The 14,686-nt window shown below is 71.8% G+C and carries 14 protein-coding genes and 1 pseudogene; 8 read left to right on the top strand and 7 right to left on the bottom strand.

Translation table 11 applies throughout. The features are described 5' to 3' along the window. Positions 1-4: 4 nt before the first annotated feature. Positions 5-988: a sugar ABC transporter substrate-binding protein gene (locus ABGB14_RS31470; protein WP_347647462.1), complete on the bottom strand. Its 984-nt coding sequence runs from the start codon at positions 986-988 to the stop codon at positions 5-7. Positions 989-1,136: 148 nt separating this feature from the next. Between ABGB14_RS31470 and ABGB14_RS31475 the strand changes: the two genes are divergently transcribed. Beyond that, on the top strand, positions 1,137-2,270 hold the full coding sequence (locus ABGB14_RS31475; protein WP_347647463.1) for a carbohydrate kinase: 1,134 nt from the start codon (positions 1,137-1,139) through the stop codon (positions 2,268-2,270). Between the two features lie 145 nt (positions 2,271-2,415). On the opposite strand, the gene ABGB14_RS31480 is transcribed toward ABGB14_RS31475, so the two are convergent. Both ABGB14_RS31480 and ABGB14_RS31485 read right to left on the bottom strand, forming a co-directional pair. Further along, complete coding sequence (locus ABGB14_RS31480) at positions 2,416-3,240, bottom strand: PIG-L family deacetylase (protein ID WP_347647464.1); 825 nt, start codon at positions 3,238-3,240, stop codon at positions 2,416-2,418. Positions 3,241-3,371: 131 nt separating this feature from the next. Further along, the gene (locus ABGB14_RS31485; RefSeq protein ID WP_347647465.1) at positions 3,372-3,581 is read right to left on the bottom strand and encodes a hypothetical protein; all 210 of its coding nucleotides are present in this window, start codon (positions 3,579-3,581) and stop codon (positions 3,372-3,374) included. Between the two features lie 113 nt (positions 3,582-3,694). On the opposite strand from ABGB14_RS31485, the gene ABGB14_RS31490 reads away from it, so the two are divergent. From ABGB14_RS31490 to ABGB14_RS31505, 4 genes and pseudogenes are all read left to right on the top strand, one after another. Beyond that, complete coding sequence (locus ABGB14_RS31490; RefSeq protein WP_347647466.1) at positions 3,695-4,270, top strand: IS607 family transposase; 576 nt, start codon at positions 3,695-3,697, stop codon at positions 4,268-4,270. Continuing rightward, positions 4,267-5,781 carry an IS607 family element RNA-guided endonuclease TnpB gene (gene tnpB, locus ABGB14_RS31495; protein ID WP_347647467.1) on the top strand — a complete coding sequence of 505 codons (1,515 nt, stop codon included), beginning with the start codon at positions 4,267-4,269 and terminating at the stop codon, positions 5,779-5,781. Before ABGB14_RS31490 ends, tnpB begins: the two co-directional genes overlap by 4 nt. Positions 5,782-6,380: 599 nt before the next feature. Then, on the top strand, positions 6,381-6,866 hold the full coding sequence (locus ABGB14_RS31500) for a hypothetical protein (protein ID WP_347647468.1): 486 nt from the start codon (positions 6,381-6,383) through the stop codon (positions 6,864-6,866). A gap of 173 nt (positions 6,867-7,039) precedes the next feature. Next, a pseudogene (locus ABGB14_RS31505) lies at positions 7,040-7,195 on the top strand (SAM-dependent methyltransferase); the annotation flags it as partial. Positions 7,196-7,520: 325 nt separating this feature from the next. On the opposite strand, the gene gdhA reads toward ABGB14_RS31505, so the two are convergent. Further along, a complete protein-coding gene (gdhA, locus tag ABGB14_RS31510; protein WP_347647469.1) occupies positions 7,521-8,864 on the bottom strand; it encodes an NADP-specific glutamate dehydrogenase in 1,344 nt (447 codons plus the stop codon). 225 nt (positions 8,865-9,089) lie between these two features. Between gdhA and ABGB14_RS31515 the strand changes: the two genes are divergently transcribed. Continuing rightward, entirely contained in the window at positions 9,090-9,830 is a 741-nt protein-coding gene (locus tag ABGB14_RS31515) for an SDR family oxidoreductase (protein ID WP_347647470.1), read from the top strand. 30 nt (positions 9,831-9,860) lie between these two features. Beyond that, positions 9,861-10,271 (top strand): cupin domain-containing protein, encoded by a 411-nt coding sequence (locus ABGB14_RS31520; protein ID WP_347647471.1) that lies wholly within the window; start codon positions 9,861-9,863, stop codon positions 10,269-10,271. Between the two features lie 36 nt (positions 10,272-10,307). On the opposite strand, the gene ABGB14_RS31525 is transcribed toward ABGB14_RS31520, so the two are convergent. Then, a complete protein-coding gene (locus ABGB14_RS31525; protein WP_347647472.1) occupies positions 10,308-11,195 on the bottom strand; it encodes a TIGR03620 family F420-dependent LLM class oxidoreductase in 888 nt (295 codons plus the stop codon). A gap of 97 nt (positions 11,196-11,292) precedes the next feature. Between ABGB14_RS31525 and ABGB14_RS31530 the strand changes: the two genes are divergently transcribed. Next, positions 11,293-11,892, top strand: coding sequence for a TetR family transcriptional regulator (locus ABGB14_RS31530; RefSeq protein WP_347647473.1), 600 nt, complete (start codon positions 11,293-11,295; stop codon positions 11,890-11,892). Here ABGB14_RS31530 and ABGB14_RS31535 read toward each other — a convergent pair. Together ABGB14_RS31535 and ABGB14_RS31540 are read right to left on the bottom strand one after the other, a co-directional pair. Then, a complete protein-coding gene (locus tag ABGB14_RS31535) occupies positions 11,886-12,350 on the bottom strand; it encodes a hypothetical protein (RefSeq protein WP_347647474.1) in 465 nt (154 codons plus the stop codon). The genes ABGB14_RS31530 and ABGB14_RS31535 overlap by 7 nt on opposite strands. After that, positions 12,233-14,506, bottom strand: coding sequence for an MXAN_6230/SCO0854 family RING domain-containing protein (locus ABGB14_RS31540; RefSeq protein WP_347647475.1), 2,274 nt, complete (start codon positions 14,504-14,506; stop codon positions 12,233-12,235). The genes ABGB14_RS31535 and ABGB14_RS31540 overlap by 118 nt, the downstream gene beginning before the upstream one ends. Positions 14,507-14,686: the final 180 nt, after the last annotated feature.

Below are 14,686 nucleotides of genomic sequence, written 5' to 3' on the forward strand. Positions count from 1 at the left end.
ACGATCAGCCCCAGCAGTTCGCCAGGCCGAAGGCGGTGTCCTCGGCCTCGACGCCGTCGGCCGCCTTGTCGGTGATCAGGGTGACGCCGGTGTCGGTGTAGCCGGAGGGCTTCTGCCCGCCCTTCGCGTACGAGGCCACCGCCTTGACGCCGTCCTCGGCCATCTTGAGCGGGTACTGCTGGCTGGTCGCGGCGATCTGCCCGGACTGCACGGCCTTGACGCCGGTGCAGCCGCCGTCCACCGAGACGATCAGCACCTCCTTCTCGCGGCCCTTGGCCTTCAACGCCGTGTACGCGCCCAGCGCGGCGGGCTCGTTGATGGTGTAGACGAGGTTGATGTCGGGGGCCTTCTGCAGGCAGTTCTCCATCGCGGTCTGGCCCTTGGCCTGGTCGCCCCTGGTGTCCTGGGAGCAGACGACCGACGGGTCGCCCTCCTGGATGCCGAACCCCTTCAGGAAGCCGTCGTGCCGCAGCTTGCCGACCGTGATGCCGGGGGCGAGGTCAAGAGTGGCGATCTTGGCGGGTTCGCCGGCCATCGCGGCCTTGGCGTACTGGCCGATCAGCTCGCCCGCCTTGAGGTTGTCGGTGGCGAACAGCGCGTCGGTGGCCTCCTGCGGCTCCGTGGGGGTGTCGAGGGCGATGACGAGCACGCCCGCGTCGCGCGCCTTCTTGATCGCCGGAACGATGGCCTTGGTGTCGCTCGGGGTGATGAGGATGCCCTTCACGCCGGCGGCGACCATGTTCTCGATGGCGGTGATCTGGGCGGCGTTGTCGCCGTCGAACTTCCCCGCCGCGCTCATGAGCTCCATGCCGCCGGCCTGGGCCGCCTTCTGCGCGCCCTCCTTCATCTTGACGAAGAACGGGTTGGTCTCGGTCTTGGTGATCAGTCCTACCTTGGGGGCGGCGGAGTCGCTTCCCCCGCCGCTGCCGCCGCAGCCGGTGACGAGAAGCGCGGTGACGAGGAGGCCGGCCGATAGCTTTGCATTCATGGCGCTGTCCTATCAGGGGGGATCCGATGTCATCGTTGACATATGTCAACGTTGACATCTTCCGTGCTGCGATGATGGACTCCGATCCTGGAAACGTCAATGCCCTGCTGCCGTAACGAATCGGCAACATGCCAGAGAGGCAGGTCCGATGATCGCCGTCCTGGGCGAGTGTGTCGCCGACAGCTTCGCCACGCGCCACCCGGCCGCGCCCGGCGGGCCCGCCCCTACCTTGACCGCCGACCCTTCACGACCCGCCGGAGACCCGCCCGCCCCGGCCGGCGGCGCCTCGCGACCCGGCGGGCGGTCGGGCGGGCGGTCGGGCTGGGCCGGCCGGCCGGCCGGTGGTGGGCCGTCAAGGGAGAGCGGCCGGCCGGCCGGTGGTGAGGTGCTCCCGGGCGAGGAGGCGGAAGGGCTGGCGCTGCGGGTGCTCCCGGGTGGAGGGCCGGCGAACACGGCGGTGGCGCTGGCCAGGCTCGGCACTCCGACCCGCTTCCTGGGCCGCCTCTCGCGTGACGTGTTCGGCGAGATGTTCCGCGACCGCTTCACCGCCTCCGGCGTGGACCTGTCGGCGTGCGTCGAAGCCGAGGAGCCGAGCACGCTCTCCGTCGCCGCCCTCGACCCGCACGGGCGGGCGGCCTTCACGTTCTACACCGACGGCGCGGCGGACTGGCAGTGGCGGCCGCACGAGCTGGACGCGCGCCGCGCGGGCCCCTTCAGGTGCCTGCACACGGGCTCGATGGCGCTGGTCGGGAAGCCGGGACGGGACGCGGTCGAGGAGTTCGCGAGCTCCGCCGCCGAGCATGCGACGATCTCGATCGACCCGAACGCGCGTCCCAGCTTCGCCACCAGAGACGACTATCAGGTCACCCGCTGGTGCGGGTGGACCGACATCCTCAAGCTCAGCGACGACGACCTGGACTTCCTGCTGCCCGGCACGTCGATGGAGCGCGCCTGCGACACCTGGCACGCCGCCGGCGCCCGCCTGATCGTCGTCACCAGGGGCGCGGCGGGCGCGCTGGTGTCCGTGGACGGCGAGCGGGCCGGCGTGCGGGCGCCGGAGGTGGACGTGGTGGACACGGTCGGCGCCGGCGACGCCTTCACCGCCGGCCTGCTGCACGCCCTGGACGCCCAGGGCCACCTGGGCGGTCGCCTCGACGATCTGGACCTCGCGACGGCGGTGGCGGCGGCCGGCTTCGCCACCCGGGTGGCGGCCCTGACCTGCTCGGTGGCAGGCGCCAACCCTCCCTGGTCGCACCACCTCACCACCCCGGCCCCGCGATGACCCGGAAACGAGCGACCCGGCAGGACCGTGGGGCGCCCGCTCCGGCATGATCCGGCCGGCTCCGGCCGGCACGGGACGGCGGCGCACGGCGGTTGGAGCCGCGCGGCGCGTGGTGGATGGGTCACGTGGTGGGCCGCGGCCGGGGTCACGTGGGGCGCAGGCCGGCGAAGAGGTCGTCCTCGTGGGCGGGGGCGTCGACCTTGCACAGCTTGCGCTCGAAGGCCTCCTGGGAGAACGCCTGCTGCTGGATGTGCTCAGGCATGTCCAGCACGAAGATGCTCTGCCCCTGGCTCTCGTGCGCCTTGAGCGCCTTGAGCTTGCGCTCGGTATAGGGGCTGACGTCGATGAGGGTGGTGACCCGCTCGTCCGGGGTGCCGAAGTCGCCCGAGGGCACGAAGCCCAGCTCCACGCCGTGCTCGCGCAGCAGCTCGAACATCTTCCTCATCGCGGCTCGGGGCATGGCCGTGTAGTAGAGCTTGTCGGGGATGCCGGTCGCCTCGGTGGCCGCGACCGTGACGCGGTGTGTCTGGACGTGGTCGGGGTGGCCGTAACCGCCGCCGCCGGTCTCGTCGTAGGTCACCACGACCTGCGGCCGGTAGTGCTCCATCAGGGCGCCCAGCCTGGCGGCCGCCACCTCGACCGGCACGTTGGCGAACGCGTCGGCGTGGCCGTTGCCCTCCCACCCGTCCATGCCGGAGTCGCGGTAGCCGAGCAGCTCCAGATGGTCGACGCCCAGGTGGGTGACCGACTCGCGCAGCTCGGCGAGCCGCCGCTCGGCGACCGCGGCGTCGTCGTGCCCGGCCTCGCCCGGCTTGACGCCACCCTCGGCGTCGCCCTGCTCGCCGTTGGTGGAGGTGACCAGGACGGTGCGGATGCCTTCGCCGGCGTAGCGGGCAAGGATGCCGCCGGTGCTCAGGCACTCGTCGTCGGGGTGGGCGTGCACGATCATCAGGGTGAGTTGCGGATCCATGACCGGAACACTAGCGGCCGGTTCCGACAGTTACGGCCCGCCCGCGACCTGCGCCGGCCGCCGAAGGCGCTCGGGGCCCGGGCGCGGGGGCGCGTCCGGCGGCCGCCCGTCACAGCCGGCCGCGGGCGCGGTCATGCGCGGCCGCCGGTCCTCGCCAGGTCGCCGGCGCGGAGCCGGGCGGCCGCGGCGGCGGCGCGGTCGCCGAGGCGGTCGGCCAGCGCCGCCTGCTTGAGCCAGTTGTACGGGCTGCACGGCCGCACGTTGATGCGCTCGCTCACCAGCGCCCGCGCGACGTCACGAAGCCCCGCCCGCAGGGCCGCCTCCAGCAGCGTCTTCTGCACGGCGTCCCGCTGGGCGTGGCTGCCCCCGAACTCGTTGACCCGATGCCTGATGGGGCTATTAACTGCTCCGGTTTATGGTCAAAGATGATCATGCATAGTCGTATGCTGATCAGGTGAAGCTTGCGGAGTGGGCGCGTCGGCAGGGCGTGAGCTATCAGACCGCCTGGCGGTGGGTGAAGGACGGCAAGATGCCCGTCCCCGTCCGCCAGGCTCCGTCTGGCACGTGGATCGTGGAGGAGACCCCGGCCGCCACCGGCCGTGTGGTCGCCTACTGCCGGGTGTCGTCCGCCGATCAGAAGCCGGATCTGGACCGTCAGATCGCCCGCGTGGTGACCGGCGCGAACGCGCAGGGCCTCGCCGTGGCCGAGGTGGTGACGGAGATCGGCTCGGGCTTGAACGGCAAGCGTCGCCGGCTGCACCGCGTCCTGGCTGATCCGGGTGCGGCGGTGATCGTGGTGGAGCATCGTGACCGGCTGGCCCGGTTCGGTGTCGAGCATCTGCAGGCCGTGCTCGCCGCGACCGGCCGCCGCCTGGTGATCCTCGGCCCGGAGGAGTCCACCGACGATCTGGTCAGGGACATGGCGGACGTGCTGACGTCGATGTGCGCCCGGCTGTACGGGCAGCGGGCAGCGAAGAACCGCGCCGCCCGCGCCCTGGCCGCCGTGACCGGCGAGGAGCCGTCGGCGTGAAGAAGTTCGAGCCGCAGCCGGGTTTCGTGGTGCGGGCGTACCGCTTCGCTCTGGATCCGAACGCCGGCCAGGAGCGGGCGCTGCGCTCGCATTGCGGCGCGGCTCGGGCCTCCTACAACTGGGCTGTGTCCTGGGTTGAGGCGTCGTGGTGGCAGCGCAAGGCCGAACAGTCCTACGGCATTGCCGAGCAGGAGTTGACGCCGTGGCGGCCGTGGTCGCTGCCCGCACTCAGGAAAGCGTTCAACGAGGCCAAGCGCACCGATCCACGGTTCGCGTCCTGGTGGGAGGAGAACTCCAAGGAGGCGTACTCCACGGGCTTGGCCAACGCGGCGGCTGCGTTCGAGGCTTACAGCAGGTCCAGGCGCGGGCAGCGTAGGGGCAAGCCGGTGGGCAAGCCCACGTTCAAGTCGAAGCATAAGGCCCGGCTCGCTTGCCGGTTCACCACCGGCGTCATCCGTGTGGAGGCGGACCGCCGCCATGTGACGCTGCCCCGGCTGGGGACGATCCGCACCCACGAGAGCACGCGGAAGCTGGAACGCAGGATCGCGGACGGCACGGCACGCATCCTTTCCGCCACGGTGCGGCAGGAGCGGGGACGCTGGTTCGTCGCCTTCCAGGTGGAGGTCGGCAAGACCGAACGCGCCCCGGTACGCCCGGATGTCGCGGTGGGTGTGGACCTCGGCGTGAAGTGCCTCGCGGTCCTGGCCGACAGCGCCGGGCAGGTCCGGTACGTGCCCGGCCCCAGGCACCACGACTCCGCTCTGAAGCAGCTCAAGCGTCTGTCCCGTCGTGTCTCGCGGCGTCAGGGCCCGGCGGTGTACGACCCGGTGACCGGGAAGACCACCAGGCGGGAACCGTCCAAGCGGTGGCGGCAGGCCGACGCCGAGCGCAACAAGGTGCACCACCGCGTGGCGAACTTGCGCACCGACGCGTTGCACAAGCTCACCACCGGCATCACCGCCGAGTACGGCACTGTCGTGGTCGAAGACCTCAACGTCGCAGGGATGCTCGGCAACCGCCGCCTGGCACGCAAGATCGCCGACGCCGGGTTGGCGGAGATCCGGCGCCAGATCACCTACAAGACCGGCTGGAGGGGCGGCGCCACCGTGGTCGCCGACCGCTGGTATCCCAGCTCCAAGACCTGCTCGAACTGCGGCGAAGTGAAAGCCAAGCTGCCGCTGCGCGTCCGAGTGTTCACCTGCGACACCTGCGGCCTGGTCATCGACCGGGACGAGAACGCCGCGACCAACCTCGCCGCCCTCGCGGCGAACGTCATCATGGGTACCGGAGTGGCCGGAGACCCGGACGCGCAAGCGTCGAAACCGCGTGGAGCCGACCAGAAGACCCGCGCCACCCGCACCCGTCGCAAGACGGAGGCGGGGCGGGCAGGTGGCGCAGTACCGCAGCACAGCGGAAGGAAACGCGAGACCGTCATCAGGACACCGAAGCGCAACCCGCGCTCTGGCGACACCGGTACGGACCTTCCGGACGGAAACGTCCTGGAACGCTGATACCTGACTATGGAATCAGCAACGGTAGAGCAGCTCCACCACCGGCGGCCGGCGCCCGCCCCGCTCATCGCCAGGCCGTGCTGGTCGTCGGTCACCGGTTCAATGTAACGGTCAGGTGCGCGGACCGGGCGGGCCGCGGTGTTGTGGCGTCCGAACGGCCACGACCTCCGGACAGGAGCGCCATGACGGACGACGCCGTCGCCGCGCCGGGCTGGGCCCGTGTCGACGCCACCGTCCCGCACTAGGCACGGGTGCGGAACTTCCTGCTGGGCGGTGCGGACCATTTCCCCGTCGACCGGGAGGCGGGGAGACGCTGCTGCGGTTGTTCCCCGACTTCGCCGTGGCCGCCTTCCGGACGAGTAAACGCCCGGGGTTCCACGCCAGATCACGCTGAATTAGCTGTCGCAGAGCTGAAGGTCATCTCTCCAGCACTGGGAGCCTGAGAACACTTGAGGTGATCGCGGCTTCAGCGATCGCCAAGCTGTCTGAAAGGACAATCACCTACGGTCTCTCCATCGAGGTCCACGTGATGAGGAGTGCGGATGGAGCCCAGCACACGCAGGATCCGGCTGGACGCCTCACCACCGGATGGTCCGTGGATGGCATTCGCCGTGGCGCCCTACTGCCTGATGCTGGGCGCGCTACCGTTCTGGGTCAAATACTTCACCTATCCCGACTATCCGGCGCTGGGCCCGGCGCTTCTTGTATTGCTGAGTCTCGGTCTCAGTTTCGGCGCCATGGGGCTGGTCAAGCTCTGGTTCTCGGCGTGGCTTCAGGGCACTAGACTGGCGGTGCAGGTCTTCCGGACCCATCGCTGCGACCTGGCGTCCGCGAACGTGTCAGTGATACAGGTGCGACATCTCCGTTCCCTCTGCCCTGCGCTCGTGGCCGTGGACTCGGACACCGAACAGCGTGTGGTCGTCAAGCTCCGCCGAGACCTCTCGCTGATTCCCAACCCGCAACTTCTCGCCCTCGCCGCAGCCATCGAGCACGGAGACCGGTCGGTACCGGCTGCGGAACAGGCGCAAAGGGTCGCCGATGGGCTGCGCAGCCTGGCCGACAACCCCCTCCGGGACATCCTCTGAAAACAACAGCCTCCACCTGCGGCGCGGTGTTACAGCACGTGATCACTGGTCCCGCTTGCTACGTGTGAACAACCCTACTTGCAACGACCCGATCGTGCTGGTGCACGCCCGCGAGCTGAGGTGACCGACGACGATCCCCAGGGCATCATCGACCGGCTGATCGAGCCGCTCGTCCCCGGCAGCCGGAGCGGAGCGCGGGGTTCTTCGACGGCCTCGAACCGCTGCCGCCCGGCGTGGTGCCGACGCCCGAGTGGCGGCCCGAGCCGGGCCGACGGGACGACCAGCCTGCGGTGGTGAGCGCCGTCTGCGGTGTCGCCAGGAAACCCTGACCTCCTGCGTGCCATGGTCTGAGCCCGGCCCCAGGCTTGGTTTGTTGAGTTGAACTCAACCAACCTGGGTTGCGTGGAGCCTCTGACAGAACGCGCCGCCGCCACCCGCCGCCGCATCCTCGAGGCCGCCGCGGCCGAGCTCATCGAGACCGGCGACGTCCAGGTCGCCGCCATGGAGGCCCAGGCAGCTGAGCGCCAGGACCCGCCGCATGCTGGGGTACAGCATCCACCCGCCCGAGCTGGGGCTGGTGGACGGCATGCACCCGCACCGTCTCCTCGCCTGACCCGCGCGCCCACAGCCCGGCGTCCGAGGGCCGGGGGCCGCTCAGATCAGGCCGAGGGCCAGCATCGCGTCGGCGACCCGGCGGAACCCGTCGATGTTGGCGCCGGCCACGTAGTCGCCCGGCATGCCGTACTCGTCGGCGGTCCGCAGGCAGCGGTCGTGGATGTCGCGCATGATCTCCTCGAGCCGGTGCTCGGAGAACTCGAACGTCCAGGAGTCGCGGCTGGCGTTCTGCTGCATCTCCAGCGCGCTGGTCGCCACGCCGCCCGCGTTGGCGGCCTTACCCGGCCCGAACGCCACGCCGGCGTCCAGGAACACCTTGATGCCCTCCGGAGTGGTGGGCATGTTCGCGCCCTCGCCGACCGCGATGCAGCCGTTGCCGACCATGACGGCGGCGTCGCGGCCGGTGATCTCGTTCTGCGTGGCGGACGGCATCGCCACCTCGCACGGCACCTCCCACACGCTGCGGCCCGCCACGAAGGTGGCGTTGTTGCCGCGGCGCTCGGCGTAGGCGTTCAGGCGGCCGCGCTCGACCTGCTTGATCTGCTTGAGCAGGTCGAGGTCGATGCCCTTCTCGTCGAGGACGTAGCCGGAGGAGTCGGAGCACGCGACGACCCGGCCGCCGAGCTGCTCGATCTTCTCGATGGTGTAGACCGCCACGTTGCCGGAGCCGGACACCGTGACCCGCCGGCCGTCGAACGACGTGCCGCGCGCCTTGAGCATCTCGTCCACGAAGAACGCGCACCCGTAGCCGGTGGCCTCCGTGCGGACCTGCGCGCCGCCGTACGCCAGGCCCTTGCCGGTGATGACGCCGGACTCGTAGCGGTTGGTGATGCGCTTGTACTGGCCGAACAGGTAGCCGATCTCCCGCCCGCCGACGCCGATGTCACCGGCGGGCACGTCGGTGTACTCGCCGATGTGCCGGTAGAGCTCCGTCATGAAGCTCTGGCAGAAGCGCATGACCTCGCGGTCGGAACGGCCCTTCGGATCGAAGTCGGAGCCGCCCTTGCCGCCGCCGATCGGCAGGCCCGTCAGGCTGTTCTTGAAGATCTGCTCGAACCCCAGGAACTTGACGATGCCGAGGTAGACCGACGGGTGGAAACGCAGCCCGCCTTTGTACGGCCCCAGAGCGCCGTTGAACTCCACCCGGAAGCCGCGGTTGATCTGCACCTCGCCACGGTCGTCGGCCCACGGCACCCGGAAGATGATCTGCCGTTCGGGCTCGCAGATACGCTCTATGATCTTCGACTCGGCGTATTCGGGGTGCTTCCCGAGAACCGGGCCGATGCTCTCGAGCACCTCGCGCACAGCCTGGTGGAACTCCGTCTCACCAGGGTTGCGGCGAAGGACGTTGTCGTAGATCGACGACAGCTTCTCGTGCAACACGTACTCCTCAGCTCACTGCATGCGCTCCTCACTGTAAGGGGAGGCTTGATGTGATCTGCACCCGTATACCCCCTTTAGCGAATCTCGTGACGCCTGTGTGCGCCTGGGCACAGCAGGTCAGGGGAACGCAAAATCTTCCGCGAGGGCGTCACAGGCGGGTGCGCCGCCCTGTCTTAGCTCGCGAGCGGGGGCGAGCGGTGCTCCCGGCGGACAGGGAGGAACGTCATGAGGATCGTGGTCATCGGCGGGACCGGCATGATCGGGTCGAAAGTCGTGGCCAAGCTCGGCGAACGTGGTCACGAGGCGGTGCCGGCCTCGCCGAACACCGGCGTCAACACGCTCACAGGGGAAGGGCTGGAGGAGGCGCTGGCCGGCACGCAGGTGGTGGTCGACGTGTCGAACTCGCCGTCGTTCGAGGACACCGCCGTGCGGGAGTTCTTCGAGACCTCCACGCGTAACCTGCTGGCCGCCGAGGCGGCGGCCGGAGTCGGGCACCACGTCGCGCTGTCCGTGGTCGGCGCCCGGCGGCGGCCGGGCCAGGGCTACTTCGGGGCCAAGGCCGCCCAGGAGGAACTGATCGAGAAGTCCTCGATCCCGTTCTCGATCGTGCGCGCCACGCAGTTCTTCGAGTTCGCCCGCGGCATCGCCGACGACGCCACCGAGGACGGCGCCGTACGGATCGCGCCGGTGTGGTTCCAGCCCATCGCCGGCGAGGAGGTCGCCACGGCGGTCAGCAGGGTCGCGGAGGGCGCCCCGCTGAACGGCGGCCTCGAGGTCGCCGGGCCCGAGCGGGTGCTGATGGACGACTTCTTCCGCGACGCCCTGGCCGCCTGGAACGACCCGCGCCAGGTCGTCACCGACCCGGAGGCCCGTTACTTCGGCCTCCACCTCGACCAGGACACGCTGGTGCCCGTCGAGGACATGATCCGCGGCGACATCACCTACAACGGCTGGCTCGGCGAGTAGCCCGCCCATCCCGTCAAGGAGGAAACCGTCATGGGGGAACACCGATCGAACGCCTGGCAGACGGCGATCACCATCGTGCAGGAGGCGGAACCGCCGTACATTCCCGAGGGGGCGCACGAGACGACCCTGGTCGTCGAATATCCGCCCGGAGACCCCGGCGCGCCGCCGCACCGCCACTACGGACCAGCCTTCGGCTACGTGCTGGAAGGCGAGATGTTGTTTGAGCTCGAAGGCGAGCCGGAGCGGGTCGTACGCGCCGGCGAGGCGTTCTGGGAGCCCGGCGGGGACGTCATCCACTACCAGGACGGCAACAACCGCGACGACATCCCGCTCCGGTTCCTCGTGACGATGTTGTGCGAGCCCGGCAAGCCGATGCTCACCCTGGTGGACGACGAGGAGCTCGCCCAGCGCGCCGACCGGCGCGCCGCCCGCCCTGTCTGACGGCCCTGTCCGACCGCCCCGTCCGACCGCCCGTGGTCAGGCGCGGGGGAGCAGGCGGGGGGCGAGCCGCGCCAGCTGGTCGACCGTGGCCGTCAGGTCGTCGGCCAGGGGGTGGAGCAGGACGTGGTCGGCGCCGGCGGCCAGGTGCCGCTCCGCCCTGGCGGCGATGGCCTCGTCGTCCCCCCACGCCACGATGGCGTCGACGAGGCGGTCGCTGTACCCGCCGTCGAGATCGGCGTCGCCGTACCCGAGCCTGCGGTAGTTGGCGGTGTAGGCGTTCTCGCGGCCGCCGGCGTCGAAGAGGGCGCGGATCCGTCCCCTGGCGCGGGCTTCGTCGGTGTCCGGGAGGAGGGCCAGATGCGGGATCAGCAGGGGCCCGGGGCCGAGAGCGTCGCGCGCGGCCCGGGTGTGCTCGACGGGTTGCAGGAAGGGGTGGACGCCGCCGGCCCGTCCGGCGGCCAGCCGGTGCGCCTTGGGGCCGAGGGCTGCGAGGACGCGCGGGTAGCGGGCTTCCGGCAGGATGCGGGTGGCGGCCTCGTCCATGGCGTCGAGGTAGGCGCCCAGCCCGGCCAGCGGACGCTCGCCGCCGTGGCCGCCGAGGCCGAGGATGAGGCGGTCGGGGTACGCCTCGGCGAGCGTGGCCGCACCGCTGTGGGTCGCCCGCGGGTCGCGCATCGCGATGTTGGCGACGCCGGCGCCGGCGACCAGCCGTTCGGTGGCGGCGAGCACCACGGCCAGCTGGGTGAGGATGTCGCGCCCGGCGATGGGGGAGGCCGCGGGAGGTTCGCCCGTCCACACCGAGCCGTACCCGAGCCGCTCGATCCGCGCGAACTGCTCCCGTTGCCTGGCCACCGGCGTGTGCAGCAGCGTCATCGGCGCGATCCACACGCCGAAGCGGCCGAGGCGGTCCTGTGTCGGGGTCATCGTCACTCCTGTCCGGGGCCTTAGCGGAGCCAGCCTCCGCTTATCTGAGTCTACGATACGGAAGGAGGCTCCGGTTCGCGAACCCCAGGAGGCGGATATGGGCGACACCACCACCCGGCGCGCCATGCGGGCCGACGCGCGGCGCAACCGCGACCGGCTGCTGGCCGAGGCGCGCACCGCGTTCCTGGACCACGGCACCGACGCCTCGCTGGAGGACGTCGCCGCGCGCGCCGGGGTCGGCGTCGGCACCCTCTACCGGCATTTCCCCACGCGGGAGGCGCTGCTGGCAGAGCTGCTGCGCGAACGGTTCGACGCCCTCGCCGCCGGCGCGCGGCAGCTCGCCGCCCACCCGTCGCCCCGCGAGGCGCTGATCACCTGGACGCTCGACTTCGTGCGGACCACCACCGTCTACCGGGGGCTGACCGCGGCGGTGACGGCGACGCTGCACGACCCGGCCTCCGCCCTGCACGCATCCTGCGAGACGATGCGCGGCGCGGCGACGGCGCTGCTGACCCGCGCGCAGGAGGCGGGCGAGGTCCGCGCCGACGTCGCGCCGCTGGAGTTCCTGGCCCTGGTCGCGGGCACCTCATGGGCGCGCGAGCAGATGGCGGGGGCCGATGTCCCCGGCGATCGCCTGCTCCTGCTGCTCTTCGAAGGCCTGGGACGCCCCGGCCAGGGCCCGCCGGACGATCAGTGACGGACCGTGACGGCCGCCGGCGCCGGAGCCAGGACGCTCAGCAGGTCGGCGGCGTCCAGCAGGCGGGCCGCGCCGAGCCCGTACGGGTGCAGCGCGTACACCTGCGCGCCCGGCAGCCCGAGATCGCCGGAGACCAGCACCGCCAGGTCGGTGCCCTCCGGAGGGCACCCCGACGGCTGCGCGAACGGCTGCCCGGCGGCGCGGGCGGTGAGCCGCGCGGCGAACGCCTCGACGTCCTCACCGGGGCGGCGCTCGTACCGGCGGAGTGAGCCGTCGCGGCGGCGCACCACGACGTCGGCGGCGCGGGCGGCGGCGTGCCAGCAGGCCACCTCCCACAACGTCACCCGGCCGGCGAACGCGCTCTCCATCGCGGCGCCCAGCGCGGCCACCTCGTCGGCGCTGCCCGCCACGTTGTGGCCGTAGCCGGCGGCGGACAGGTTGAGGTCGGTCCAGCGCATCGTGCGCGTCCACAGGTCGGCCACCAGCGGCACGAGGATCTTCGCCGGCCCCGCCAGGTCGAACTTCTGGCGCACCGCCAGCGGGTCGAACAGCCCGTCCGGCTGCTCCATGAACCCGCGAAGCCCCGCGGCAGCTCCTCGAACGGCACGTCGTTGTAGCTGAACACCACCGGGACGAGGTAGCGGGCGGGCAGGGCGCGCACGTCCACGTCGATGAACTCCGACGCCCCGAGCGGCTCCGGCGCGGAGGTCAGGTCGCCGGAGTGCACCAGCCCCTTGCCCAGGCGCAGGCGCGTGTAGTCGCACAGGCCCGCGAAGCGCCAGTCCTCGTCGAACACCGCCACCGACAGGTCCAGGTCCACCCGGGTGCCGGGCGGCTCGGCCCAGTGCAGGAAGAACCGGATCCGCTCGGCGCGCGGGATGGGCTGGGTGCTGCCGCGGGCCAGGCGGACGAGCGCCGCGCCCGCCGTACGTTCGGAGGTGGGCGCGACCAGGTCGGCCAGCCCTTCGTCCAGCAGGGCCCGGCGCAGCGGCGGCAGCTCGCCGGCGCGCCGCAGCAGCTCTCCGGACAGCAGCCGCTCGGCCTCCAGCACCACCTCGTCGGGCAGTGCGGGCCGCCGGTCGGGCATGGTCCAGAACCGCGCCGTGCCGCCGCGCGGCAGGAACAGCCTGGTCCCGCCGGGCGGGGTCCTGATCTGGCCGAGCGCGGCCAGCAGCACCCCGGGCGCGACCCGGCGCACGGCGCCCTCCAGCGTCTCCAGCGGCGTCCCGGCGGCGCGCGGCCCGTCCGCGGGGCCGTCGCCGGCGTACGTCGCGCGCTCGCCGGCCGCGTCACCGCGGGCGTACGTCACGCGCAGCAGGTGGGACAGGCGGCGGAGGAGCTCGCCCGGACGGTGCGAGAGCAGCGTGACGGCGTCGGCGTGGCGGCCGTCCGCCAGTGCCGTCTCCACGCGGGACGAGAACGTCCTCGCGCGCACGCGCCCGTCCCGCACCTCCAGCTCGGGATGGCCGGCCGCGCGCTCCAGCAGGGAGCGCCCGAACGCCGTGCCGGGGTCGAGCCTGGTGCCGCGCAGCGCCGCGAACGCCAGCGCGGCGCCGGGGAAGCGGGCGTGCTGCTCGTGCGGGTGCAGCACCTCGGCCATGTGCTTCCACCGCTCCCGGTGGCGCAGCAAGTCCTCCAGCAGGTACGGCATCCCGTCCAGGCACGCCAGCACGGCCCGCCGCACCGCACGGGGCAGCGACGTGCGGCGCTCCGGCCGGATCCGCAGCCCGGGGTCGCCCCCCATCAGCGTGGACAGCATCCGCAGCACGTCGGTGGCGGTGCCGGCGTGGCGGGGCAGCAGCTCGCCGGCTCCCCTGCGCAGCGCGTGCGCCAGCACCACCGCTCTGGTCTCCTTCACCGGGATCGTCTCCGGCAGCCAGGAGAGCGCCGCGGGCCAGCAGGCGTCCAGGAGGATCTCCAGCTCGGCCCGCTCGTGCGCCGGCATGGGGGTGCGCCGCGCCAGCATGGCCGTGGCCAGCTCGCGGCAGGCGCCGCCGGGGTCGGGGCACGACCCCAGCAACACGGTGGTGGTCACCGCCTCCCGGTGCATGGAGACGCTTCTCTCCGACGGGCGCAGGAAGGGGTCGTCCAGGTCGATCCGCCGGTGGCAGATCGGGCAGGCGCTGAAGTCGGCGCCGTCCCAGCACGTACGGCACACCAGATGGGCACAGGGCGACACGGGGCGCACGGTCCCGGTCTCGCCGCACAGCACGCAGGGACGGGCCGGGTCCTGCAGCAGCAGGCTGAACACCCGGCGCACGTAGAAGTCCGAGGTGTCGGCCGGCACACTGTCCGGAAATCTCCGGAACAACGGCACGTGCGTGGCGTTCGCCCCGACCTCGTCGCGCAGGCAGTGCAACAACCGCCGCCCCACCCGCGCCAGCTCGGCCATCTCCAGCCCCGCCAGCGCCTGGTACAGCTCCGGCGACATCAGGAACCCGAGCTGCAGCAGCTCGAACTCCAGCGCCGCCACTCCGGACGGCACGTCCGCGCGCACCATGCCGAGCCGCCTGGGCAGCTTGCCGACCGGTGGCGGCATGGAGGATCCGGCGGCCAGCAGCCCGGGCGCGACCGTCCGGCGGCGGCGCAGCAGGATCTCGCCAGGACCGTTCACGTGACCTCCCCCGGGACGTGAGTGAGGCCGCGCGGGGGCACCCCGCGCGGCCTGCGAGGCGGAGAGCGGGCGCGCTGTTCAGCCAAGGTGATGGAGAAGGAAGCACGCCCAGGAGCCGCCTGTCCGGCACCTTACTCGGCTAGATCACGACATGCCGCCCATTTTCTCCCCATGCTGATC

The organism is Nonomuraea sp. B10E15 (assembly GCF_039871615.1).
Taxonomy (GTDB): domain Bacteria; phylum Actinomycetota; class Actinomycetes; order Streptosporangiales; family Streptosporangiaceae; genus Nonomuraea.

Coding starts and splice junctions, on each gene's coding strand:
- ABGB14_RS31470 (WP_347647462.1), bottom strand. CDS start 988: ATGAATGCAAAGCTATCGGCCGGCCTCCTCGTCACCGCGCTTCTCGTC.
- ABGB14_RS31475 (WP_347647463.1), top strand. CDS start 1,137: ATGATCGCCGTCCTGGGCGAGTGTGTCGCCGACAGCTTCGCCACGCGC.
- ABGB14_RS31480 (WP_347647464.1), bottom strand. CDS start 3,240: ATGGATCCGCAACTCACCCTGATGATCGTGCACGCCCACCCCGACGAC.
- ABGB14_RS31500 (WP_347647468.1), top strand. CDS start 6,381: ATGGCATTCGCCGTGGCGCCCTACTGCCTGATGCTGGGCGCGCTACCG.
- ABGB14_RS31515 (WP_347647470.1), top strand. CDS start 9,090: ATGAGGATCGTGGTCATCGGCGGGACCGGCATGATCGGGTCGAAAGTC.
- ABGB14_RS31520 (WP_347647471.1), top strand. CDS start 9,861: ATGGGGGAACACCGATCGAACGCCTGGCAGACGGCGATCACCATCGTG.
- ABGB14_RS31525 (WP_347647472.1), bottom strand. CDS start 11,195: ATGACCCCGACACAGGACCGCCTCGGCCGCTTCGGCGTGTGGATCGCG.
- ABGB14_RS31530 (WP_347647473.1), top strand. CDS start 11,293: ATGGGCGACACCACCACCCGGCGCGCCATGCGGGCCGACGCGCGGCGC.
- ABGB14_RS31535 (WP_347647474.1), bottom strand. CDS start 12,350: ATGCGCTGGACCGACCTCAACCTGTCCGCCGCCGGCTACGGCCACAAC.